Origin of the sequence: Halogeometricum sp. CBA1124, assembly GCF_009741955.1 — an archaeon.
Taxonomy (GTDB): Archaea; Halobacteriota; Halobacteria; order Halobacteriales; family Haloferacaceae; genus Halogeometricum; species Halogeometricum rufum.
Window position 1 is genome coordinate 1 of sequence record NZ_WPCD01000034.1, and the last position, 23,598, is coordinate 23,598.

Sequence of the window (23,598 nt, forward strand, 5' to 3'; positions counted from 1 at the left end):
TAGCGCTATATGATATATTCAGTAGTGGTTTTCTCTTGAAATCTCGAATACTGGCGTTTCAGATGTTCTCTGTGGCGAATCAGGGTTGGGCAATTGCACTTTGTTTTAGTTCAATAAAGTCAAGTGGATAGCACGGGGGTCGGCGCTGTCTCCTCGTGGCTCACGCTTCGAGGCGCGCGTCGCCGCTCGTGGACCGAATTCGGCTGCGGCGTCTGGCTCCGCTCCCAAAGCGAGGACGGCGAGCGTCCGTGTTCGAGCGCCGACCGACACTACTACGCGGCAGCGCCGCCAATCCAGACCCGAGATGAGCGAACAGGAGCGATTCCGGTCGGTCGTTCGCGGCGCACTCGAACGGGCGGACGCGGCGTTCGCCGAACTCTCGGACGACGACCGCCGGGCCGTCCCGACGGAGGACGCCGACTTCACGACCGCGTTCGACCGGTCGCTCACCGACCGCTTCGAGCAGTTCTTCGCCGACCAGTCGGCGCGGTACGCCGTCCTCACGGAGGAACAGACCGACGCGGCGACGGTCGACGCCGACTACCTCGCCATCGTCGACGAAGTCGACGGGACGGCAAACCTGGCGCACGGCGTCGGCGAACTGCCGTTCGGACCGGTCGTCGCCGTCTGCGACGACCCCGACCCGACCTTCGGCGACGTCGCCGCGATGGGATACCTCGTCCTCCCGACGGGCGACCTGTACGAGGCCTACCGCGGCGAGGGGGCCTTCCTCACGAGAGGGTGGGCCGCCGACGGCGACGACCGGCGGACGCGCCTCGAGACGACGGGTCGAACGTCCGCGGACGGGACGCCGCCCAACGTTCTCGTCGACCAGTACATGCTCGCGGAGCGACCGGAACTCGCGTCCGTGCTTTGGCGTCTGGGCTACCCCGGCGACTACCGGAGCCTCGGACACCACTCGGCGCTCGTCGCCCGCGGGGCGTACGACGTCGCCGTCTCCGGCGACTACTGTCACCTCCACGAGGGCAAGCGGGCGACGGCCGAGGAACTCGCCGGCGCGTTCCGTCTCGTGAGGGAGGCGGGCGGCACCGTCACCGACTGGAACGGCGACTCGCTTCGGACCCAACGAATCGGGTTCGCCGACGGAAAACCGCACGACGTCGTCGTCGCGGCGTCGGAGGCGCTGGCGTCCGATGTCGCCGGGCGGTTGTCGAACGTTCCGACGTCGGGAGGGCGTCGCTGACCGGGTCGACGAATCGCGACCTGCCGCACACGACCCGGCCGACCGACCGTCGAGTCGACTCTTCATCCATTCGGTTGACAGGTCGGCGGGACCGACTGTCGCCGCCACTCGAACCAGCGGACAGTTTGACCGGTGTTGTAACTGGACCGTACAGTCACACGAACTTAAGTTAAATCACCACGACTATTTCGAGAACTAATGTTATGTTATTCACATCCGGTCGAAGCCAGTCAGACGATGTTAGACCGTTGACGGAGGGGATCGACGGTTAGAAGAGTGATTACGACCTCGAATAAAATTACAATAGTAGTTTTGTAACGCTTTAGGGTATCTAGTAGATAGTACATAACGGGCGGGTGGCCGCCGTTGCCGAACACGTCGTTTCGTTCACAGGTGATTAATCCGCCCGACTGCGATGGTGACGGCGGTATCGGGAGCGAGAATGTCCGTATTCTGAACAGACGAGGGACGTGGCGGGCGTCGTTCTCGACCTGCTGCGGCGGTCTTACAGCGTTCGACGAGAGAGTGGCGTTTCAGACCCGGCCGTCAGCGGCGCGGGAGCGACCCCCCCGATCCCAATCTTTATTCTGAGTAGTGCTGTCTAGTTGGCACGAACCTCGATGGAATCGGTAGGAGTACCATGATGCCGACGGCCAGCATCGTCATCCTGACCAAGAACGCGGGCGAGCGGTTCGAAGGGGTCCTGCGGGGCGTCGAAGACCAGTCGTACGGCGGCGACGTCGAGAAGATCGTCGTCGACTCGGGGTCGAGCGACGGGACCGTCGAACGCGCGCGGTCGTTCGGGTGGGACGTCCACCACATCGACCCCGAGGAGTTCCACCACAGTAGACCCGGAATCTGGGGGCGGAGAAGGCGAGCGGCGACGTACTCGTCTACCTCACGCACGACGCGACGCCCAAGACCGACCACTGGCTCGAACGGCTCGTCGATCCGATCGTCTCCGACGGGGTCGCAGTCTCGTACGGGCGGCAGGTCGCCTACCCCGACGCCAAGCCCATGGACGAGTTCTTCTACTCGAACTTCTACCCCGACGAGGAGCGCGTACTGACGCCGGACGACGCGACCGACCCCCGCCGATTCTATCTCCAGAACGTGTTCGTCTCCGACGTCAGCGCCGCCATCGACCGAGCGGTGTGGGAGCGACTCCGGTTCCGGGGGTCCGTCCCGATGTCCGAAGACAAGGACTTCGCGCTTCGGGCGCTCCGGGACGGCGAGACGCTCGTCTACTCCCCCGACGCGGAGGTGTACCACTCGCACGACTACGACCTCCATGCGAACCTCGACGCCGGTACCGGGACGGACTGGCCTACGCGAGAATCGCCTCGGAGGGCACCGACGAGTTCGTCTCCGACGGGTTCGACTACGTCGTCGACGAGCTACGGTTCCTGCTCGCGAACGGCTACGCCCGGTGGGTGCCGTACGCTCTCGCCTACGACGCCGCCCACTTCGTCGGGTTTCAGGCCGGAAAACAGCTCGGTCGACTCCCGTCTCCGTTATCGAACCGCAAATGACGCCAGCACACAGCACGCGGCAGAACGTCGGTATCGTCGTCCAGGACAACTACCCGCTCGACAGGGACGTTCGGACCAGAAAGATGGCGAAGTCGCTGACCGGAGCGGGGGAGACTGTGTCCATCTTCGCGCGGAACTCGCTCGACGACCCCGATTTGGGGGCGATTCGGGACGAACACCCACCGCGCAGCGAAGACATCGGCTACGCGCAGGTGTACCGGTTCTCGTGGCTGCTCTCGACGTGGCTGTTTCCGCTCGTCACCGCGAAGCTTCCGGTGAACCCCTTCTGGATGCTGTGGCTCGCGTTCCGATTCCGAGATGCGGACCTCGACGCCGTCGTCGCCTGCGACGTCAGGGCGGCTCTCCCGGCCATCGCCGCGGCCAAGCTGAACGGTTTGCCGGTCGTCCTCGACCTGCGCGAGAACTTCGCCGAACTCGCGCGAATCAAACCGGTCGAGAGCCCGCTCGACCACCTCGCGCTGAACGTGCCGCTGGTCTCGGCTATCGAACGGCTGTCGGTCGGACTGGCCGACCACGTCTGGGTCGTGACCCGCGAACGGAAGGACGCGCTCGTCGCGGACGGCTTCTCCCCGTCGAAACTCAGCGTCGTCAGCAACACGCCGCTCCGCAGCGAAATCGAGGAGTTCGCCGATCGCGTCGACGACGAGACGACGCGGTTCGACTGGTCGGCGTTCACGCTCGTCTACGTCGGGTCGATAAACCGGTTCCGCGGACTGGACCTGATACTCGAAGGGGTGGCCCACGCGAACCGGGGCGAGGGCGAGCCGGTACACCTCGCGGTCGCCGGCGACGGCCCGGACAGAGAGCGTCTCGAACGTCTGAGCGAGGAACTCGGTATCGAAGACGAAGTCCACTTCGTCGGGTGGATAGACCCCGAGGCGGTGCCGTCGTTCCTCGACGCCGGCGACGTCGGCGTCATCCCGCACGTCGTCAACCGCTACACGAACCAGACGGTCCCGAACAAGCTGTTCGACTACATGATGGCCGGGCTCCCCGTCCTGACGACGCCAGCCGACCCCATCGCCTGCGTCGTTCGGACGGTCGGGTGTGGACGCGTCCTGCCGCCGAACGCCGACGGCGCGGCGACGGCCGCCGTCGTCACCGAGATGCGAGACGCCGAGCTGCGCCGCCGGTGGGCGCAGAACGGGCGCGACGCCGTCGAGGAGTCGTACAGCTGGGAGACCGACGCGTCGAGATTCGGACGACGTTGCGCGACCGACTCCGTGCTCCGAGCGAACGAGACGCGGGCGTGTAGCGGGCGGAGAGTGACCGACCGTCTCCGTCGCCTCTCGGCGGTAGATTCTAAGGCCCTCGGACCGAGTTCGAATCCGATGGCGTCTCAGCGGCGAATGCGGGTCGTTCGAATGCAGACGGCGTGGATGCTGGCAGTCGTCGGTCTGCTCGTCGTCACGGAGTCGCTCTCGCTGGACCTGTTCTTTCTGTTCTCGGTCGTTGGGCTCCTCCTCGTGACCGAACTGACGACGTCGTTCTCGCTCACGCCGGACTGGCGACGGCGACTCCGCTGGGTGCTGGCCGCCGCCGTCGTCGCCTCCGCGTACCTCGTCGCCAATCGCATCCTCGCTATCCTCCCGGGAGGGATGCTGTAGCCGATGCGCTCCTCGTCTCCGCTCGACTCCCCGTGGGCCGTCCTCGTCGGGTTGACCGTCGTCATCCTCGCCGTGATGCTGTTCGCGGCCAGTACCTCGATGGCGTCGCTGAGCGTGTTCAACTCCGGGTGGGACGGGAGTTCTGCGCTCCAGTCGCAGGCCGAACAGGTCGGGTCCGGTAGCGAGATTGCGTTCGACGTGGCGGCGTACGACGCCGCGACGCCGAACCGGTCCGTCGCGCTCGTCCTCTCGCCGGAGACGCCGTACGAACAGGCCGAGGTCCGGACGATTCGCACGTTCGTCCGCGAGGGAGGGACGCTCGTCGTCGCCGAAGACTTCGGGCCGCACGGCGACGAGTTGCTCGCGGGGGTCGGCGCCAGCGCCCGCTTCGACGGCCGCACCCTCCGAGACGAGCGGTACAACTTCCGGTCGCCCGCCTTCCCCGTCGCGACGAACGGGTCGAACACGATGGTCACCGAGGCCGACACGGACCTCACCCTGAACCACGGGACTGCAGTCGTCCCGAATGGCGCGACCGTCGCACTCACCACGTCCGAGTTCGCGTACCTCGACGCGAACGGCAACGGTCGGCTGGACGGCGAGCGACTCCGCTCGTACCCCGTCGTCACCGTCGAACGGGTCGGTGAGGGCCGTGTCGTCGCCGTCGGCGACCCGAGCGCGTTCCTCAACGCGATGCTGGACCGTCCGGGCAACCTCGCGTTCGTTCGGGGCCTCCTGCGCGGGCAGTTCGTCCTCATGGACGTCTCGCACGCCGGAACCGCGCCGCCCGCCCTCGCGTACGGGCTGACCGTCGTCCGCGATTCGGCCTTGCTTCAGGCGACGTTCTGCGCGGCGGGCATCGCTGCGGTCCTGCTGCTGTCTCGTGCGTCCGCCGTCTGGTCGTGGGTCGTGCGCCGCCGCCGCGAGGAGCGGTCCGACGCCGTCGACCGGGAGGCGTTGCTCCGCCACCTCCGTCGGCGACACCCCGACTGGGACGAACGGCGCCTCCGTCGAATAATAGCAGATGTTATGTCAGACCGTACCGATGACACGGACGATGACGGACGTTGACCCCGAGTGGGTTCACGAGCAGATCCAGTCCGAAGTCGCGACGGTCATCGTCGGAAACGACGAGGTCGTCGAACGACTGTTGATAACGTTCCTGACCCGAGGACACGCGCTTCTGGAGGGAGTCCCCGGAGTCGCGAAGACGAGCATCGCGAACGCGTTCGCCCGAACGACGGGGCTGGGCTACAATCGGATCCAGATGACGCCGGACCTCCTCCCGGCGGACATCACCGGGACGCACATCTACCGGGACGCGACCGGGGAGTTCGAACTCCAGCGCGGTCCCGTCTTCTCGAACGTCGTCCTCGCCGACGAGATAAACCGCGCGACGCCGAAGACCCAGAGCGCGCTGCTGGAGGCGATGCAGGAGGGGCAGGTCACGATAGAGGGAGACACGCTCTCGCTCCCGTCGCCGTTCATGCTCATCGCCACCCAGAACCCCCTCGAGATGGAGGGCGTCTTCGAACTCCCGGAGGCACAGCGCGACCGCTTCCAGCTCAAACTCACCGTCGACCTGCCGTCGTCGGCCGAGGAGCAACGACTGCTCGACCGGTTCGACGCGAACCCCGAGTTGACCCCCGAGTCGCTGGAGCAGGTCGTGACGACGGAGGACCTGCTGGCCGCGCGCGAGTACGTCGACGGCGTGTACGTCGACCAGAAGATCAAAGACTACATTCTGTCCATCGTCGCCGCGACGCGGGAGTCGGACGCCGTGGAGTTCGGTGCCTCACCGCGGGCGGCGCTCACGTACATGAACGTGTCCAAGGCGCGGGCAGCGATTCGGGGGCGTGACTACGTCATCCCCGACGACGTGAACGACCTCGCGCAGCCCACCCTCGCCCACCGCCTCGTCGTGTCGGCCGACGCCGACCTCCGCGGTCGGACGACCGAGGACCTGGTCGCCGAGATACTCGACGCGGTCGACGCTCCCGGCGGGAGTTCCTCGCCGCCCCCGAGCCAGCGAACCGACGGCGAGTCCGGCGAAAGCCGGCCCCCGTCGGACGACCGGTAGTCGTCGGTTCGTCGCGGGTCCCCGTCACGGTCAGTGCGGACCGGGCTCGACCGCTGGCCGGTCACTCGCTCCACGACACCCTGACGATGGCGTCGGCGTCCCCCTCTCGCACGGGAACGACTTCGGCTTCCACCGGCGTGTCCAGACCGACGGCACAGCCGACCGCGAGGAACGACGGAACCGGGTGGTCGACGCGTTCGACGCCCTCCCAGACGGAGTCGGCGACTCTGAACGACAGCTGACCGTCGGACGAATCGGCGCCGCCTTCGACCCGCGAGGCGAGTTCGAGCGTCTCGGTGAGTCCGTCGCGCAGTTGCGGTACCAGCTCCTCGGGCGACGACGCGAGTGGTTCGGCCAGCGTCCGCTCGACTTCCCGCAGTAGCGCCGCACCCGTGGGTCGGAGCGAGACGCCCCGCTGCCGTTCCCGTTCGGCTATCACCAGCGGCGACTCGAGGGCCTCCGCCGAGGGGAGTTCGAAGTCGCCGTACTGCGGGACGAACAGGCGGGCACGCGCCGTCCCGTCCGTCGGGACGTACACTCGCGACTCGCTCAACCCGAGCTGGCGGACCAACGACGCCGTGGTCTCGGCGAACGCGCCGTACACCCGTTCCCCCGTCTCGCTGGCGATGACGTGGTCGGGAGTCACGTAGTACGTCAGTACCGCCGCGAACAGGCCCGTCACGCCGAGGGCGACGAGCAACTCGCGGAGCGGGGGGAAGACGACGGCGCCCGCGAGCGACAGCAGCGCGACGCCGACGAGTCCGCGTGCGGTGTTCCGGTAGTTCTCCCGCTGCTGTCGGCGGAGCTTCCGGTTCCGCGCTTTGAGTAGTTCCAGCTGCGCGACCAGCTCGTCGCGCGCGGCAGCGTCGTCGGCGTCGCGCTCCGTTCGGGCGCCGTCCGCCTCGATGGCTTCGCTCATCTGTCCTCCCCCGCTGTCAGCACGACGCCGACGCGTTCGAACCGGTGTATCGTGTACAGGAGCGCCCCACCGGCGACGACGACGAACGCAGCCCCGGCCGCCGTCGAGTTCATCTCGACGGCGACGACGCGAGAGAAGCCGAGGAGGCCGAACGCCGCCGCCGCGCTCATCCCCAGCGTCCGTCCCGGCGCGGGCGACCGACCGAACGACGCGAACAGCAGGACGAACAGTCCCCCCTCGACGAGCGCGAGGGTGGCGGCGTCCAGCCCGTTCGGAAACAGCAGGAGGAGCCCGGCGTGCGCGAGCGCGAACCCCATCGGTGGCGTCAGCACCAGCGTGCCGGCGGCGACCGCTACCCAGAGGGCGACGCCGTCGCCGCCGGCCGCCGCGCCGAGTGCGAGCAGGGCCGCGAGGAGCCCCAGTCCGGTACCGACGGACGCCGACGGCCACGCCCGAACCTCTGTCTCAGACATGTGCATGATGCGTTTCGTCTCCTGGATTGTAGCTCTACTGCTGCGTCTGCACCGACGAGAGGACGGTGTCGACCCTGTCGCCCGGACTTATCTCGTGTGCGTCGACTCGCGCGAGGCCGTCGAGCTTCCGCCTGTACGATTCGAACGCTCGATACCGCTCGTACGCCTCCTCGACGTCGTCGAGCGCGTCGGGGTCGAACAGGACCGTCGGCGTGAGAAACACGACGACCCTGTCGTTGACGCGGCGCGCTCGCTTCACGCTCTCGCGGGTCCGAGCGGGGTCGGACTCGTCGGTAAAGACGACGGTCCAGACCTGCCCGGACAGTCTCCGCGTGACGGCGTCGACCGCCGCCGAGAACGGGTCCTCCTCCGTGCGGCCGAACGCGACCCGGTCGTCGTCGACGAACGGCCGGATGGAGGCCCCGAACGACGTGTGGTCCTCTCGCAGTACCCGCGCTGCCCTCGGTCCCGCTTCGGGCGTGGCCAGACGGCCGCTCGAAGACGCCGACGCAGCGAACGCAGTCCCGTCGGCCGCCGGAACCGTCATCTGGTCGCGGACGAGCGCTCTGAGCGTCGCGTACCAGTCGCGGTTCGAGCGCGGGTCCCGAACCGTTCGCACGCCGTCCTCGTCGAACGCGAGGAGACCGACGGCGTCACGGTTCCCTTCGAGACTGTCAACGATGCTGAGCGCCACCTCGCGAGCGTAGTCGAGCTTCGTTCGCCCCGGTTCGCCGACCGTCATCTCCGGCCGTCGGTCGACGACGAGTTCGACCTGCTGGTCGGTGTGCGTCTCGAACTCCACGACGTGCGGGTCGCCGAGGCGTGCGGTGGCCCGCCAGTCTATCTGGTTCGCCGGGTCACTCGGCACGTACTCTCGGATACCTCTGTACACGAGACTGCTGATTCCGAGTTCCGAGCGGCGGTTGCTGTCGGACGCGCTGAACTCCGATCCGCGTCCCGTCCGGATGTCGGTCGGGCGAGGCGGCTCGACGGTCGCCGTCGCCGACTCGCCGCGCCGGAACGACTCCCCGAACAGGCCGAACTCGTCGGTGACGCGCACTTCGGGCGCGTCGAACTCCACGCGCCCCGCGACCGGACTCCGGAACGTCCCCGTCGTCTCCGTCCGTTCGGTCCCGGCCGACAACCGACACTCTCCTTCGTCGTCGTCGAGTCCGACGACCGACGGGGACGGCCGCGCGGAGACGGTCACGGGGAACGGCAGCGCTTCGACGGCGGACGCCGACAGCGTCACCCGGTACTGTTGGGTGGTGAACCCGCGCTCCGGCGAGACGGACTGCTCGATTCGCAGTCTGTCGTCGAGTCTGACGAGCGTCCACGCGAACGCGTACTGCGTCCCGACCAGCCACGCGCCGATGCCGACCGCTCCGACGAGGAGGAACGGTCGGTCGAATAGGACCGCCGTGACGGCGAGGAACACCGCGACACTCGCGAGTGTCCAGAACCGTCGCGTGACGTGCATGATGCGTGTCACGACTGCGGGGGAGTTCAATCTGCTGGTCGGAGGGAAAGTGTCTTTACGTCGTTACCTGTGTGTCTACACGTGCGCTCGACGCCGGCGGTGGTCCCGTTGCGATCGCGCTCGTCGCGCTCGTGCTCTGCTCGACGCTCGGCGTCGTGAGTGCGAGCGCGGCCCTTCCGACCGAGTCCGCGGCCGACCCGGTCGTCGTCGGGTCGCCGGAGGCGACACCGCTCGAACAACGCGCCACTCCGCGAAACGAGACCAACCAGACGACGCGACACGAGAATCCCGCCGGGGCAGACGAGCAGAGCGACCTCGATGCCGTGGCGACTCACCTCGAGTCCGCGCTCGCGACGCGACTCGACAACAGCACGCTCGAACTCAGTCAGCGTCAGTACGAACGCGCGCACTCGGTGGTCGGCGACGGATACGACGACCAACTGACGAAGTACGTCGACGTGGCCGGCCCGGCCGGCGTCGAAGGAAGCCAACGGTCGTTCCGCGAGGCGCGAGCGAACCAGCGCGAGTTGGTCGACGAGACACGAACCTACTGGCAGACGTACGACGACTACGAGGAGGCGAAGCGGTCGGGGAACGAACGGCGTGCCCGGCGACTCGCGAGGCAGTTGGACGAGACCGCCCGGAACGTCAGTCGAACGAGCAGCGACCTGCAGGAGAACTTCCGGACCATCCAGTCTCGGACGGACCTCGACCTGAACGCCTCCACCGACCGCGTCCGGGACGTGCGGCGCGACGTCGAGCGAGAACAGGACGCGATTCGGACGATCGAGTTCGCCGCGACGACGCTCGTCGCCGAGACGGACGACGAGCGAATCTCCTTCTCGGACCCGCTCGCGGTGCGGGGACGGATTCGGCTGGCCAACGGGTCGGCGCTCTCGAACGCGGCGGTCGAGATACGGGTCGCCAATCGGACGTCGACGGTGCGAACTGACGCCCGCGGACGCTTCGACCTCCGGTACCGGCCGACGACCGTTCCGCTGGAGACCCGGACTCTCACCGTCACGTACGTCCCCGACGAGGCGTCTCCGTACCGCTCCGCCAACGCGACGCTCTCGGTCCGTCTCGAACAGGTGACGCCGTCGGTCGTGTTCGTCGACTCGCCGTCGGTCACGCGGTACGGCGAGACGGTCGTCGTTCGAGGTCGAGTCGACGTCGAGACGGTTCCGGCTGGCGGCGTCCCGGTCGCAGTCCGACTCGGCGGCCTCTCGGTCGGGACGGCCGAGACGAACGAGTCGGGGACGTTCACCGTCCGGCGAGCACTCCCGGCGGAGGTCGCGACGGGGCGGCAGAACCTCACCGCGTCGATCGCGTTCCGGGACCGCGCTCTCGCCGCCACCTCTGCGACGGAGTCGGTCCGAATCGCGTCGACGGAGACGAACCTCTCGCTCTCCCTGTCGGGAGACGCGCCGGACGGCGCAGAGCGACCGGCCGTCTGACGACCGTTGCCGGCGACCCCGTTCCCCGGCAGTCGATAACGCTCGTCGTCGACGGAACCCCGGTCGCCGACGTGCAGACGGACTCGCGCGGTCGGTACGACGCGGCCGTGCCGGCCGACGCGGTCGACGAGGCCGACAACGGGTCCGTCACGGTCGTCGCCCGCTACGACGGACGGGGGGCGAACTTGGCGTCCGCGGAGTCCAGACGGCCGTTCGCTGTCGGCGCGTCGGCCGCGACCGGCGACGTGGTCGGCGCGGCCGACGACGTGGTCTCTTCGTGGGTCTCGATTCTGTTCGGCGACACCCGCTTCGGCATCGCTCCGTTCGGCGCCGACGGCAACCAGATAGCGGTCGCGACCGGCGTGCTCCTCATCGCGACGCTCGTCGGCGGGACGCTCTACACCGGGTTGCGAGAGGTCGGGTCACCGGGAACGCTCCGGTCCGACGAGGCGACGGGAGCCGACCGCGGGGGCGGTGCCGTCGCAGTTCGGTCCCCGTCGCCTCGCTGGAGAAGGCGACCGAGCATCTGTCGAACGGCGACTCGGACGCCGCTGTCGTCGACGCCTACGTCGTCGCGCGCCTCGCTCTCGAACGCGAGCACTCGCTCGCGAGCAGAGCGACCCACTGGGAGTTCTACCGAACGCTGGACGACGCCGCGGACGCGGACGCGGACGACCTCTCGGACTTCCGCAGACTGACGGAGTCCTACGAGTACGCCGCGTTCGGCCCCGCCGAGTCGTCGCGGGAGCGGGCCGAGGACGCCGTCGCCGCCGCGCGTCGAATCACGGCGGCGGCCGGTTCCGACTCCGTCGACGCGTGATGTGTCTTCTCCGCTGACAGTTCAGCGAGCGGGGGAAATGTTAGGTATTTAACATTGGGCGTCGTGGCAACGTACGTCGGAACGGCCGGGACTCCGTCGTGAGGACTCACGGGTAGCCCGGCCTCGGAGCGACCGGACGAACGTCACCACACATGTGCAGACGAATATGACCGCAAGCAAGAGTATCGACGGAGCGAGGGGGTCGGAGCGAGGGCGCGCGGGAATGGACCTGTCGGCGACGACGGACGCGTATCTCCTCAGCGCGGACAGCGACCAGACCCCGACGTTGAGCGTCGTCATCCCGACGCTGAACGAGGAAGAGGGCGTGGGCGAGTGCATCACGCAAGTCAAGAACGCGTTCGCCGAACTCGGTGTCTACGGTGAGATAATCGTGAGCGACAGCTCCGACGACCGGACGCCGGAGATCGCGCGAGACGCGGGTGCCATCGTCGTCACGCCCGACAAGCCGGGGTACGGCTACGCCTACCGGTACGCGTTCGAACGCGCGCGCGGGGAGTACATCGCCATCGGCGACGCCGACACCACGTACGACTTTGAGGAGTTGCCGAAGCTGTTCGAACGGGTCGCGAGCGGCGACGCCGACATGGTACTCGGCAGTCGATTGGCCGGCGAGATAAAGCCCGGCGCGATGCCGAAACTCCACCAGTACGTCGGGAATCCGCTCCTGACGAGCTTCCTCAACTTCTTCTACGACGCCGGCGTCTCGGACGCCCACAGCGGGATGCGCGTCATCTCCCGCGACGCGCTCGACCGAATGGAGCTGACTACGATGGGGATGGAGTTCGCCAGCGAGATGATCATGAAGGCCGGCGCGACCGGTCTCACCATCGACGAGGTGCCGATAACGTACCACGAACGGGCGGGCGAAGCGACGCTGCACAGCTTCCGCGACGGCTGGCGACACGTGCGGTTCATGCTCGTCAACGCGCCGGGGTATCTGTTCACCGTCCCCGGCCTCGTGATGAGCGGCCTCGGCTTGGCCGTGATGCTCCTCGCCTACTTCGAGGTGGGCGTCGGGCAGACGAGCTTCGGTATCCACTCGCTCATCGCCGGCAGCCTGTTCGCCATCGTCGGCAATCAGGTGGTGAGTCTGGGCGTGTTCTCGACCATCGTCAACGACCCGATTCAGGAGCCGCAGCTCGGGGTGAACAACTGGCTCACGCGTAACTTCCACCTCGAACACACGGCGACGCTCGGCGCGTTGCTCTCGGGCGCCGGCGTGGCGTACGGCGTGCTGGCCGTCGGGCGCTGGCTCGACAGCGGGTTCCGGACGCTCCCCATCCTACAGGCGGACATCGTGGCGTTCACCGCAATCGTGCTCGGCATCCAGATCGTGTTCTGGTCGTTCTTCATGAGCACGATAATCGAGTGACCGGGCGACCCGCCCGCCGTCCTCGCCGTCTTCACCCGCGCTCGACGGCGCCGCTCTCCGCCGAGCGTCGGTAGCTCGGACGAAGAACTGGACGCGAGCCCCCAGCCTCGCGGCCGACTGCCGTTGCCCCGGCGGTCACCGGAACGCCCGGAACTTGTCCGCCAGTTCCGCCACGCCCTGGTCGAGCGTGTACGCGGTCTCGAACCCGTGCGATGAAATCTTCTCGTCGCTGACGATGTACGACAGTTGGTTCAGGTGTTCGACTTCGGTGTACCCCACTTCGACGCCGGGGAAGTGCTTCACGATGGCGTCCACGACGTCCTGCAGTCGACCGTTCTGCCCCACCACGTTGTACGCCTCGCCGTCGCCGAGGTTGCCCGGTGCGAACAGCATCGAGCGGACGGCGTCCTGTACGTGGAGGTACGGCCGACGCTGGTCCTCGGCCCCCTCGTAGACGGTGAGTGGTTCACCGGTCGCAGCCAGCAGCGCGAACTTGTCCACGACGGTGTCGAACCGCATCCCGGTGGTCCAGCCGTACACCGTTCCCAGTCGGAGCGCCGTCAGCCCCATCGCCCCGTCGTACTCGCCGAGCATCTCCTGCTCGGCCGCCAGCTTCGCCTCGCCGTACGGCGATTCGGGGTCGCACTCGAACTCCTCGGTTATCTCCTCGGTCGTCTGCCCGTACACCGAGCAGGTCGAGACGTTGACGAACTCGTCGACGTCCGCCTCGCGCGCGAGTCGGTAGACGCTCAGCGCCCCCTCGTGGTTGACCTCCCACGTCTTCTCGGGGATGTCGAACGTCTCGGGCGCGTTGGTCACCGCGGCGAGGTGGAACACCGTGTCGACGTCTTCCATCGCCGCCTCGACCAACTCCTCGTCCCTGATGTCGCCCTCCACGAACTCGTAGTCGGCGTACGTCGGGAGGTCCCAGAGCGCGTGGAACCGCGGCTGTCGGTAGTTGTCGAGGATGCGTATCGTCTCGCCCGAGAAGCGAGGGTGGTCCGGTAGTTCGCGAATCAGTCGCGAACCGAGGTACCCGAGCCCACCGGTCACTAGTGTTACCATCTGTCAGTACCTCAGTCGGACTGTTCCATGGTATATTTTTCTCTGTGTTCGAGGAGGTGACGTCTGTCCTCCTCGTCGAGGTCCGTGAACCGAAGCGTCTCCGAACAGGTCGCACGGGGACACTTCATCTCACGCTGGTTCTCGATGACGTTGCCCGCGACGACGGTCCCGCACTCGGGACAGGTGAGTGTGATGATGCGCATGGATACGGTTACAGGTCGAGCGTCGAGTTCTCCCCGACGACGAGTCTCGTTCCGTCCGGTTTCTTCTCCTCGGTGTTCCGAATCGTCGCCTTGCGGCCGACGAGGCTGTCGACTATCTTCCGCTCGGTGGTAATCGTCGACTCCCCGATGACGACGCTGGATTCGATGTGGACGCCCCTGAGTTCGCAGTCGTCGCCGACGCTCGTGTACGGGCCGACGTAGGCGTCCGAGCCGATGGTCGTGTTCTCGCCGATGGAGACCGGCCCCTTGACCACGGCGCCTGCCTCCACGACGCTCCCCGCGCCCAGGTCGACGCGTCCGGTCGTCACCGCACCGTCTTCGACGGTTCCGTCTATCCGACCGTCGATGTCGTCGAGGACGAGGTAGTTCGCGTGGAGCACGTCCTCGGGCTTTCCGGTGTCCTTCCACCACCCGTGGACGGTGTGCGACTGGATGCGTTTGCCGTCGTCGAGGAGCCCCTGAATCGCCTCCGTAATCTCGAGTTCCCCCCGCCACGAGGGCTCCAGACGGTCTATCTGCTCGAAGATGTCGGAGGTGAACACGTAGATGCCGATGAGCGCGAGGTTGTTCGGCGGGTCGTCCGGCTTCTCGACGAGCAGTTGGACGTTCCCCTCGTCGTCCACGTCCACGATACCGTATCGCGACGGGTCGTCGACCTCTTGCAGTCCGATGCTCGCCGCGTACGTCTCCTGGTCGAAGTCCGCGACGAGTTCGGTGATTCCCTCCCGCATCAGGTCGTCGCCGAGGTAGACGACGAACGGTTCGTCGCCGACGAAGTCGCGGGCGCAACCCACGGCGTGGGCGAGTCCGAGCGGTTCGCCCTGCACGATGTACGTGACGTCGACGCCGTGGTCGCTCCCGTCGCCGAGGTGCGCCTGAATCTCGTCGCTGCCGACGTGACCGACGATGACGCCGACGTCGTCGATACCGGCCTCCTTCAGGTCCTCGATGGCGTAGTCGATGACGGGCTTGTTCGCTATCGGTACCAGTTGTTTCGGGCCGGTGTGCGTGATGGGTCGCAGTCGGGACCCGGTGCCACCGGCCAAGATGACTCCCTTCATGGTTCACTCGTGCGGCGGCGTCTCCCAGTCGTACGGTATCCGGTCCGTGTCGTACGGGAGTCGTTCCTCGTCCGGGTCCTCGTAGTCGTACAGGTTCGTCGGGAAGTTGATCAGCGTCGCCCGCTCGTCGCCGAGCGTCTTGAACCCGTGCCAGCAGTCGCCGGGTACCCGGAGCGCCTTCATGTTCCCCTCGCCGATGACGTACGTATCGACGTCGCCCCGCGTCGGCGACCCCTCGCGGTCGTCGTAGATGCCGACCTTCACCTTCCCGTGCGGGACGACGAAGTGGTCTATCTGACCGCGATGGTGGCGGTGCCACGCGCGGATGATTCCCGGATACGATACCGAGAAGTAGGACATGGCCGGGTCGCCGTCGTAGAACTCCCAGTCGCTGCGCCACGTCTCCGTCAGTGACCCACGTTCGTCGGCGTTTATCTGGAGATCTTTCACCGCTACGTCGTGTATCATCCTACACGGCGACTTCACCGTTCAAACTATTAACAGTTCGCTCTGTGAGGAAATCTGACGTGTCGTGTCGGTTCCCCGGGCCGAACCGGCGAACGGTCTCAACTGCGTTCTCGCATCGCCCCGAAGGCGTCGGTGGGTTCACGAAGCCGAGCGTCGACCGCGTCGTACAGGCGCGTCGAGTCGAGGCTGCCGTCCTCGGGCCGCGGCGCCTCCTGACCGAACTCGGCGGTGGTCGTCGGACGGACCAGTGACTCGTCGAGGTCGAAGACGTCCGCGAGAACGGTCGAGAACTCGTATCTGGACATCGAGGCCGGCCCGGCGGCGTGGTAGACGCCGGTCAGGTCGCGTTCGACCGCTTCGACGCACGCTTCGGCGAGGTCCGGCGCGTACGTCGGCGTCGAAATCTGGTCGTCGACGATGTCGACGGCGTTCCCCGCCCGCAGTTCGCCCAGCAACCACGTCACGAAGTTCGGCCTCTCGAGGCCGTAGACGACGCTCGTTCGGAGGACGGTCGCGCGGTCGGCCAACTTGGCCGCCTGTTCGCCGCAGTACTTCGACTGCGCGTAGTAGTTGACGGGCGAGACCGGGTCGGACGCGGCGAACGGCGCCGCGTCGGGGTCGCCGGAGAAGACGTAGTCGGTCGAGAGGTAGACGAACTGCGCCCCCGCGTCGTTCGCCGCCACCGCCGCGTTTCGCGTGCCACGTACGTTGACCGCCCACGCTCGCTCTCGGTCCGTCTCGCACGCGTCCACCGAGTGAAACGCCGCCGTGTCGACGACGGCGTCCGGGTCCACCTCGCGGACGACGTCGCGGACGGCCGACGCGTCGGTCTTGTCCAACCGGATGGAGGTGTCCGCCGTCTCGTTCGAGCGATACGTCCCCACGACGTCCACGCCGCGCGCCGCCCCCCGGTCCGAGACGTTGGTCCCGACGAGGCCTGAGCCCCCGATAACGAGCAGTTTCATGCGACCACGGTCGGGGGGACGGAAGTTAACGATTCGGGACTCCCGGGCCGGCGGCCGCCCGCCCGAGCGACCGTTTCGCCGACTCGCGCACCTCGGACAATCGCCACCGCATGCGCAGTCTGGTGGTGTGCGCGGGGAGTCGGGGGAGTTCGTATCGGTTCGCGTCGTCCGCGACGAGGCGGGGCACGCCCGTCACCGCCAATCTGTGCGAGTCCCGGACGAGTTCGAGGCTTCGCTCGTCGTACGGCCCGTACGGATAGGCGAACCGGTCGACGGTCACGTCGAAGCGACGCTCCAACTCGGCCTTCGCGCCGACGATTTCGGCTTCGAGGCGGTCCGCGTCCTCGACCGTGGTGAGGTCGGGGTGGGTCGCCGTGTGGTTCCCGACGGTGACCAGTTCCTCGTCCACCAACCGTTCGACCTGCGCCGCCGACAGCATCAGTTCCGAGGAGTAGCCGTCGGGCCCGAGACGCGCGTCGAGGAGTTCGGGACTCGCGTCGTCGACGAATCCGGTCGTCACGAACACCGTCGCAGGCACCTCGTACTCGCGCAGAATCGGGAGCGCGTTCGTGTGGAAGTTCGCGAACCCGTCGTCGAACGTGAGCGCGACACGCTTGCGCTCTGTGTCGGTCGTCAGCACCGCGGGCAGGTCCACGACGTCGAACCGTCTCGTCAGATACTCCACGTGCCGGCGAAGTCGCCCCGGCGTCACGTTCCCGTACACGTCGTCTCTGTGACCGACCGAGTGGTACATCAGCACGGCGTTCGACCGCTTCGAGAGCGTGCCGGCGACGCCGTCGACGAATCTCCTCATGTGTGTCTCTCCCGTCCCCGAGCGGTCGACTGCGCCGCCCTCGTCGCCACTCCCGCCGGTCAGCCGCGATGACTCACATCAACTGGTCTTTCCACGTCTCGGGCGTCTCCTCGTTCACGATTTCGAGGTCGAGGTGGTACTCGAACGGCCTCGGTCCCTCGCGTTCGATGTAGTCGACCATCTCCTCTAACCCGTCGCGGAGCGTGTACCGGGTCTGGTAGTCCAGCAGTTCCCGTGCCTTGTCGGCCGAACAGTTCGCCAGTTCGACCTCCTGCGGTCGCTCGCGCATGTAGATAGGGTCGAGGTCGAAGTCGAGGATGTCCGCGATGGTTTCAGCGAGCGTGTTTATCGTGATGAACTCGTCGTCGGGGCCGATGTTTATCACCTCGCCGACGACGTTGTCCTTGAAGGCCAGTTTCTTCAGCGGACGGACGTTGTCCTGCACGAACGTGAAGCAGCGCTTCTGTTCGCCGTCCCCGTAGATGATGGGCTGTTTGCCCTGCAGCATGCGGTTGATGAATATCGAGGCCACGTTCCGGAACGGGTCGTCGAACTTCTGCCGCGGTCCGATGATGTTGTGCGGAACCGCGATGACGTGCTCGAAGTCGTGGACCTCCGCCATCAGACGAGTCAGGTCCTCGGCGGCCACCTTGCTCACCGCGTAGGGGTCCTGCGGTCGCGGTTCCATGTCCTCGGTGAACGGCGTCTCGTTCTCGCCGTACCGGGACATGCTCGAGCAGTAGACGAATCGGTCGACCTCCGTCTCGGCGGCGGCCGAGAGCGTGGCCGTCGTGGCCTGGTAGATACTCCGATTGACCTGCGCCGGTGCGAACACGCTGAGACCCTCGTAGGCGAGTGCAGCGGCGTGGTAGACGATGTCGGACCCCTCCATTATCTCCTGCATCTCGTCGATGTCGTTGCAGTCCACCTCGTGGAACTCGACTCCCGCGGGGACGTTGCTCCGATACCCCCCTTTCAGGTTGTCGTTGCCGACGACTTCGTAGTCGTCTTCGAGAAACGCGTCTGCGAGGTGGCTGCCGAGGAATCCGGCTACTCCGGTGATGAATACCCTTTCCGCCATGGACGGCTTTGCATTCCGAATCGATATTAAATTGTTGGAAGAGTAAGATATTCCTGAACGTCGATCACGATTCGACGGTGGAGTCGTTCGGTGGGGGCTCGACGCTTCGATGGTCGGGTGATTTAGCGACCGAACGAGCGTGCCTTTCCGTCAACACTTTATTCGGAGTGCTCCTTGGAAGCTACTGACGAGGACTGCGAGACGTTCGTGACCGAGGCTGTAACTACATGACTGGGAACGCATGACCGACTCATCCGGTGTCGTGGCCGAAGACGGGTCCGAGAGCGACTCGATAGACGACCTGTTTCAGGAGCTTCTGAAGGGGGGTGGCGTCGCGTTCGGTGCCAGCCTGTTCAGCAAAGCCGTCGGGTTCGTGTTCAACATCACGCTGGCTCGCTTTCTCGGCGCCAGCGGGTACGGGCTGTTCGTACTCGGACTCACCGTCGCTCACTTCGCACAACCCGTGGCGCTGTTGGGGCTTCCGGACGGCATCGTCAGATACGTCTCCAAGTATCGAAGCGAGGACCGTCCTGCGAAGGTCCGCGGGACGGTTCTCACGTCGATCGGTATTTCGGCCGCCTTCGCGGTCGTGCTCGGCGCGGGGGTGTTCCTGTTCGCAGGGGAACTGGCGACTCGAGTGTTCGACGAACCGGAACTGGTGCAGATTCTCCCGCTGTTCGGTCTCGCCGTCCCCTTCTACGTGCTCCTTCAGACGTCGACCTCCGTCGCTGTCGGATTCAAACGCATCGAGTACCAACAGGTGGTCCGAAACGTCCTCTTCCCGCTTCTCAAACTCGGCGCCGTCGGCGGCGCACTCCTACTCGGATACCAACTACAGGGGGCCGTCTCGGGGTTAGTCGTCGCCGTCGCCCTCGCCTCGGTCGCCGGAGTCGTCGTCATCCCACGCCTGTTTACCGAGATAGAGCTTCGCGGCGCCGTAGACCCCGAGGTCAGCCGACTCCTGCGATACTCGCTGCCGGTCTTCCTCTCGGGATTCAGCTACCTGGCGCTCAACCAGATCGACCGGCTCGTCCTCGGCGCGTTTCGACCGTCGTCGGCCGTCGGGATATACAACGCGTCGAGCGTCCTCTCCCAGCAGGGCGTCCTGTTCTTCGCCGCCATCGTCACGATATTCAATCCCATCGCGTCCGACCTCTACAGTAGCGGTTCCATCGAACGGCTACAGACGGTCTACCGGACCGTCACCCGGTGGATACTCATGCTCTCGTTTCCCATCGCCGTCGTCGGGTCGCTGTTCGCCACCGAACTCCTCAGGCTGTTCAACGCACAGTTCGTCGCCGGAGTGCCGATTCTCGTTCTCCTGTTCGGAGCCCAGTTGCTGTACGTCGCTGTCGGACCCGCGGGAGAACTCCTTCAGATGTCCGGGTTCCAGGATATCGTGTTGCTGGACACGGTTTCGATGCTGGTCGTCAACGTCGTCCTGAACCTGCTCCTCGTACCGCGCTACGGCGCCATCGGTGCGGCGGTCGCGACCGCAGTTTCGATTTCGGGCGTTCAGCTCGCCGAACTGTACCAGACGAAACGGTACGTCGGCATCCAGCCGATAGGGAAGCGATACCTCTACATCGTCGTCATCGGAGGCGCGTTCGCTGCGGCGACGTACGGCGTCAGCCTTCTCTCCCTGTCGCTCGTTCCCCGCGCTGCCGCGGCTATCACGGTCTCTGCCGTCTACGCTGCCCTCGTTTGGGTCTTCACGATAACCGAAGAGGACAAAGCCACCTTCCAGTCGTTCGTGAGCTAGACGCTCGGATTCGCCCCTTCGACCCTCACGAGGGAGTCAAAGAACGTTCGAGAGCGTCGCACGCAGGTCGTCGACGTCGACGCGAAGGTCTCCGTCTCGACTCTCACAGAGGTGGTATCGGTACTCGAACCCGCACATCGTCGCCATTCGGTAGTACGTCGACCGGACGTTTCCGAACAGTTCGACGACCGTCAGGTCGTCGGCGTAAATCATGTTCGTGAGTCCCGCTCCGTGCGGTGCGACGACGACGTCGGCGTCTGCGAACAGCGCCGCCTGTTCGGCGACGGGGAGGTCCTCGAGTACGTACGAGCGGAACCCGAACTCCTCGAGAGCCTCCATCATCTCCGACTCGTTCCGGACCCGTCGCTGGTCGGCCTCGCGTCTGGAGATGACGATGCGGTTCGGCCTGGGCTGGCTTCTCGTCGATTCGGGAACCGACCCGAGGACTCGCTCTTTCACCCACCGAGTCGTCGCCGGAGTCGCACACGGATACGAGGGGACGACGAGTCGCTCCGCTCGTGCACGGCCGTAAGTCCACTGAACGCAGTTCTCGAGGTCGACCCCGACGAGTTCGAGGAGTTCGCGCATCCAGTCGGTTGGGTCGGCCGGAACGAGGAGCGTCGGCGTCCGTCCGGTCGCCTCCTCGTACCGTTCGAGCGCTCGTATCTTCGGCAGGTGTTCGACGGTCCAGTGGTAGTAGTTCGTCCACGGGTTGGTGAGCATACTCACCGTCCCGAACTCCGCGTCGACGTTCTCGGCTGCGCGCTGGGCCTTCCCACCGAACAGCGTCTCCAGAGCGAACTCGAAGCCTCGCTCCCTCAGGACCGCGTGCGTCGCGTCGGCGAGCCGCGTGTTTCGCTCGGTCGTGTGGGTGAACGTATCGAGGAGTATCTCGCCGTCAGCGGTCAGTCCGATGGGTTCGCTCCCGACGACCCGGCCGTCTGGTACCTCACAGACGAACGGGGTGTCGTCGATGAACGGCTGTACCGTCTCGACGGGCGGCGGCGAGCGGGTCTCCCGCCTCGAATCGGCGGCGAGAAGCGATTTCGGGACTCGACCGGTCAGGTCGACACCGTCGTTGCCCCCTCCGTCCGTCGCGTCGAGATACCAGAGACGGTCCTCCGCCGTGGCTCTGGCTATCAGGTCGTCGCGAGAGACGACCTTCTCCGGGTAGGATTCCAGTGCGTACGGAACCACGACGTCGCGGAGGGGTCGTGGACGTAGATACTCCACGGACGCCCTCGCCGTGGGGCGAACTCCCTCGCGCTGGAGTTTCCGTACGGCGTGCTGATACTGTCTGGATGGCTGTAACGATGCGTTTCGGGTCGTGTTCTGGTCGGTCATGGTAGCTGATGGCCGTGCCGTCCGAACTGATTCCGCGCACCCGGTCTCGGTGCGGGCCCCGTAGGCCGAACTGCCGATTCGGCGGCGTCGATACTGACGAGTCTAGCTGACAGAAACATTAATCCATAGGTGTACTTCACGATAGGCGTTGTCGAGGGTCGGTTCCGTTGGCGGCGTCCCCCGGTAGAGGAGGTAGCTCACCCTGTACCGACCCGTCTCCTGCAGAGTCACGTTGTCCGTCAGTAGTCGCGTCTCGTTGTGCGGGAGAATCAGCGACTCCCGTCGCAACTCCCGTTCGCGAACGACCCGTGTGGCGTTGTCGCGTTCGGCGACGGACTGCAGTTCGACGACGAGCGAGTACCGGGTCCGTTCGCCCTCCTCGTTCGAGACGCCGACGACGAGCGGGGCGGTTTCGCCGGGAGCGAGGTCTGTGGGGTAGCCACGGGCCGCGAGTTCACCGTCTTCCTGTTCCGTGAGGAGGTACAGTTCGGTGAGCGCACCGTCGTTGGGGTCCACCGCCGCGTAGCCGACGCTCCAGACTGCGACCACCAGACCGATGACGAGAGCGACGTTGAGCAGGCCGTCCATGCGCGTCTCCGGTTCGAGGAACCCGTCGCGGACGGTTCGATACCACGTTCCTATCGGCGCGCGAAACCGCTCTTCGGTCGGGAGCCGCTGTCTTCGAACGGCTGCGACGACGGTCACGACGAACGTGAAGAGGGACAGGACCGCGAACGTCGAGCCGAGGTCGATGCGCCACGGCGTCAGTTCGAGGACGAGACCGAGAACGATGACCGTCGCGATGCTCGTGCCGACCGAGAGCGTGAAGCGCTCGATTCCACCGATGCCGCCCGATAGCAGCGCGTCTTCGGTTGCGGTCTCTCCCTCGGACGGCGTCCGCTTCGAAGGCCCGCCCGGGAACAGGGCCGCCACGAACGCGTATCCGGGGACGAACAGGACGAACGCGACGCCGAGGACGACCCGGACCGCCGTCTCGCGAACTCCCGGGAGGAACACCGCCCCTCCCGTGAGGAGTATGGACAGGACGACCAGGGCGAGGTCAGCCGGGGTTCGGCGGACTGGCTCCGGTACGAGGTGACGCAATCCGCTTGCGGACATCCACTCTATCTTCTTCTCGGTGGTTCAAATAGGTTGACATCGGAACGCGCGCTGCCGCCGACCGCTCTGCTCGAATCAACCCCTCGATTGCAGAGCCCGCAATCGCACGACAGCACGGTTCCAGAACGTATCTGTTTCATTATGCTATACGCCCAACACTAGCTTGATAGTAACTTCCCCGTTGACATACTCTCAGTATATCCTGAATGTAGATGCGAGTCCGTCCAGTACGCGCTGGCATGGGTGATAAAGACGAGTCAATCGAGAAGGACGACGGGTCGGTACACCTGAACCGTCGGTCCTATCTCCTCCTCGGGGGGACGACAGCGGCGACGCTGCTCAGTGGCTGTATCGGGGGCGATTCGGGCGCCGCAGCCACGGAGATGCAGTCGCTCCAGTCGTTCGGGTACGGGGGTACCCCAGTCGTCTCGCAAGACGTGATGAGTGTGAGCGTTGCCGCCGCGACGGAATCGGAACCGAACGACGACCGGAGTCTCGCGACCAAAATCGGTCTCGGCACCGAGGTGTCCGCGACGCTCTCGACGGCGGAGGTGGACTGGTACGCGTTCGACGTCGCGCAGGGCGACGCCTCACGGTCAAAGTCGCCAGAGCGAACGCGACGCGCGTCGCTGGCCGCGGTGTTCGACGCCGAGGGAAACCACCTCGACCGAGGTGTACGTCGGAAACGACACGCCGGTCGCGATCACGG

General features: G+C 66.1%; 20 protein-coding genes and 3 pseudogenes. 11 read left to right on the top strand and 12 right to left on the bottom strand.

Annotated elements, in window-relative coordinates; genetic code table 11:
* The first annotated feature begins 304 nt into the window (after positions 1 to 304).
* The 6 genes and pseudogenes from GJ632_RS06905 to GJ632_RS06925 all read left to right on the top strand — a co-directional run bounded on the left by GJ632_RS06905 (position 305) and on the right by GJ632_RS06925 (position 6,444).
* On the top strand, positions 305 to 1,204 hold the full coding sequence (locus GJ632_RS06905; protein WP_191452486.1) for an inositol monophosphatase family protein: 900 nt from the start codon (positions 305 to 307) through the stop codon (positions 1,202 to 1,204).
* 643 nt (positions 1,205 to 1,847) lie between these two features.
* A pseudogene (locus tag GJ632_RS25820) lies at positions 1,848 to 1,970 on the top strand (hypothetical protein); the annotation flags it as partial.
* A gap of 92 nt (positions 1,971 to 2,062) precedes the next feature.
* Positions 2,063 to 2,158, top strand: a pseudogene (locus GJ632_RS25825) (hypothetical protein); the annotation flags it as partial.
* 574 nt (positions 2,159 to 2,732) lie between these two features.
* Positions 2,733 to 4,364 (top strand): glycosyltransferase family 4 protein, encoded by a 1,632-nt coding sequence (locus GJ632_RS06915; RefSeq protein WP_197427919.1) that lies wholly within the window; start codon positions 2,733 to 2,735, stop codon positions 4,362 to 4,364.
* A gap of 3 nt (positions 4,365 to 4,367) precedes the next feature.
* Positions 4,368 to 5,435: a DUF4350 domain-containing protein gene (locus tag GJ632_RS06920; protein ID WP_191452489.1), complete on the top strand. Its 1,068-nt coding sequence runs from the start codon at positions 4,368 to 4,370 to the stop codon at positions 5,433 to 5,435.
* Positions 5,422 to 6,444, top strand: coding sequence for a MoxR family ATPase (locus GJ632_RS06925; protein WP_191452490.1), 1,023 nt, complete (start codon positions 5,422 to 5,424; stop codon positions 6,442 to 6,444). The genes GJ632_RS06920 and GJ632_RS06925 overlap by 14 nt, the downstream gene beginning before the upstream one ends.
* A 61-nt stretch (positions 6,445 to 6,505) precedes the next feature.
* Here the strand turns inward: GJ632_RS06925 and GJ632_RS06930 are convergent, their stop codons facing one another.
* From GJ632_RS06930 to GJ632_RS06940, 3 genes are read right to left on the bottom strand one after another with little or no spacing between them, the layout of a single operon-like run.
* A complete protein-coding gene (locus GJ632_RS06930; protein ID WP_191452491.1) occupies positions 6,506 to 7,363 on the bottom strand; it encodes a hypothetical protein in 858 nt (285 codons plus the stop codon).
* Positions 7,360 to 7,836, bottom strand: a complete 477-nt coding sequence (locus GJ632_RS06935) for a hypothetical protein (RefSeq protein ID WP_191452492.1) — start codon at positions 7,834 to 7,836, stop codon at positions 7,360 to 7,362. Before GJ632_RS06935 ends, GJ632_RS06930 begins: the two co-directional genes overlap by 4 nt.
* Before the next feature lie 34 nt (positions 7,837 to 7,870).
* On the bottom strand, positions 7,871 to 9,316 hold the full coding sequence (locus GJ632_RS06940; protein WP_191452493.1) for a DUF58 domain-containing protein: 1,446 nt from the start codon (positions 9,314 to 9,316) through the stop codon (positions 7,871 to 7,873).
* Between the two features lie 71 nt (positions 9,317 to 9,387).
* On the opposite strand from GJ632_RS06940, the gene GJ632_RS06945 reads away from it, so the two are divergent.
* The 3 genes from GJ632_RS06945 to GJ632_RS06955 all read left to right on the top strand — a co-directional run bounded on the left by GJ632_RS06945 (position 9,388) and on the right by GJ632_RS06955 (position 12,986).
* On the top strand, positions 9,388 to 10,773 hold the full coding sequence (locus GJ632_RS06945) for a carboxypeptidase-like regulatory domain-containing protein (protein ID WP_191452494.1): 1,386 nt from the start codon (positions 9,388 to 9,390) through the stop codon (positions 10,771 to 10,773).
* A gap of 71 nt (positions 10,774 to 10,844) precedes the next feature.
* Positions 10,845 to 11,471, top strand: a complete 627-nt coding sequence (locus tag GJ632_RS06950; protein ID WP_191452495.1) for a hypothetical protein — start codon at positions 10,845 to 10,847, stop codon at positions 11,469 to 11,471.
* Positions 11,472 to 11,759: 288 nt separating this feature from the next.
* Positions 11,760 to 12,986 (top strand): glycosyltransferase family 2 protein, encoded by a 1,227-nt coding sequence (locus GJ632_RS06955; protein WP_191452496.1) that lies wholly within the window; start codon positions 11,760 to 11,762, stop codon positions 12,984 to 12,986.
* Positions 12,987 to 13,121: 135 nt separating this feature from the next.
* Here GJ632_RS06955 and GJ632_RS06960 read toward each other — a convergent pair whose 3' ends face one another.
* The 7 genes from GJ632_RS06960 to GJ632_RS06990 all read right to left on the bottom strand — a co-directional run bounded on the left by GJ632_RS06960 (position 13,122) and on the right by GJ632_RS06990 (position 18,664).
* Complete coding sequence (locus tag GJ632_RS06960) at positions 13,122 to 14,051, bottom strand: NAD(P)-dependent oxidoreductase (protein WP_191452497.1); 930 nt, start codon at positions 14,049 to 14,051, stop codon at positions 13,122 to 13,124.
* Positions 14,052 to 14,062: 11 nt separating this feature from the next.
* Positions 14,063 to 14,254 (bottom strand): hypothetical protein, encoded by a 192-nt coding sequence (locus GJ632_RS06965; RefSeq protein ID WP_191452498.1) that lies wholly within the window; start codon positions 14,252 to 14,254, stop codon positions 14,063 to 14,065.
* Between the two features lie 8 nt (positions 14,255 to 14,262).
* Positions 14,263 to 15,336 (bottom strand): glucose-1-phosphate thymidylyltransferase, encoded by a 1,074-nt coding sequence (locus GJ632_RS06970; protein ID WP_191452499.1) that lies wholly within the window; start codon positions 15,334 to 15,336, stop codon positions 14,263 to 14,265.
* A 3-nt stretch (positions 15,337 to 15,339) separates the two neighbouring features.
* The gene (locus GJ632_RS06975; RefSeq protein ID WP_191452500.1) at positions 15,340 to 15,804 is read right to left on the bottom strand and encodes a dTDP-4-dehydrorhamnose 3,5-epimerase family protein; all 465 of its coding nucleotides are present in this window, start codon (positions 15,802 to 15,804) and stop codon (positions 15,340 to 15,342) included.
* Positions 15,805 to 15,902: 98 nt separating this feature from the next.
* Positions 15,903 to 16,769: a dTDP-4-dehydrorhamnose reductase gene (rfbD, locus tag GJ632_RS06980; RefSeq protein ID WP_191452501.1), complete on the bottom strand. Its 867-nt coding sequence runs from the start codon at positions 16,767 to 16,769 to the stop codon at positions 15,903 to 15,905.
* 25 nt (positions 16,770 to 16,794) lie between these two features.
* Positions 16,795 to 17,583, bottom strand: a complete 789-nt coding sequence (locus GJ632_RS06985; protein WP_191452502.1) for a polysaccharide deacetylase family protein — start codon at positions 17,581 to 17,583, stop codon at positions 16,795 to 16,797.
* 73 nt (positions 17,584 to 17,656) lie between these two features.
* Complete coding sequence (locus tag GJ632_RS06990) at positions 17,657 to 18,664, bottom strand: NAD-dependent epimerase/dehydratase family protein (protein ID WP_191452503.1); 1,008 nt, start codon at positions 18,662 to 18,664, stop codon at positions 17,657 to 17,659.
* Between the two features lie 241 nt (positions 18,665 to 18,905).
* Here GJ632_RS06990 and GJ632_RS06995 point away from each other — a divergent pair, with 241 nt between their 5' ends.
* Positions 18,906 to 20,426: an oligosaccharide flippase family protein gene (locus tag GJ632_RS06995; protein WP_191452504.1), complete on the top strand. Its 1,521-nt coding sequence runs from the start codon at positions 18,906 to 18,908 to the stop codon at positions 20,424 to 20,426.
* A gap of 36 nt (positions 20,427 to 20,462) precedes the next feature.
* Here the strand turns inward: GJ632_RS06995 and GJ632_RS25225 are convergent, their stop codons facing one another.
* Entirely contained in the window at positions 20,463 to 21,623 is a 1,161-nt protein-coding gene (locus GJ632_RS25225; RefSeq protein WP_197427920.1) for a glycosyltransferase family 61 protein, read from the bottom strand.
* Positions 21,624 to 21,872: 249 nt separating this feature from the next.
* Positions 21,873 to 22,889 carry a DUF1616 domain-containing protein gene (locus tag GJ632_RS07005; RefSeq protein ID WP_191452506.1) on the bottom strand — a complete coding sequence of 339 codons (1,017 nt, stop codon included), beginning with the start codon at positions 22,887 to 22,889 and terminating at the stop codon, positions 21,873 to 21,875.
* Between the two features lie 239 nt (positions 22,890 to 23,128).
* Between GJ632_RS07005 and GJ632_RS07010 the strand changes: the two are divergent.
* Positions 23,129 to 23,598 (top strand): annotated as a pseudogene (locus GJ632_RS07010) (hypothetical protein); the annotation flags it as partial.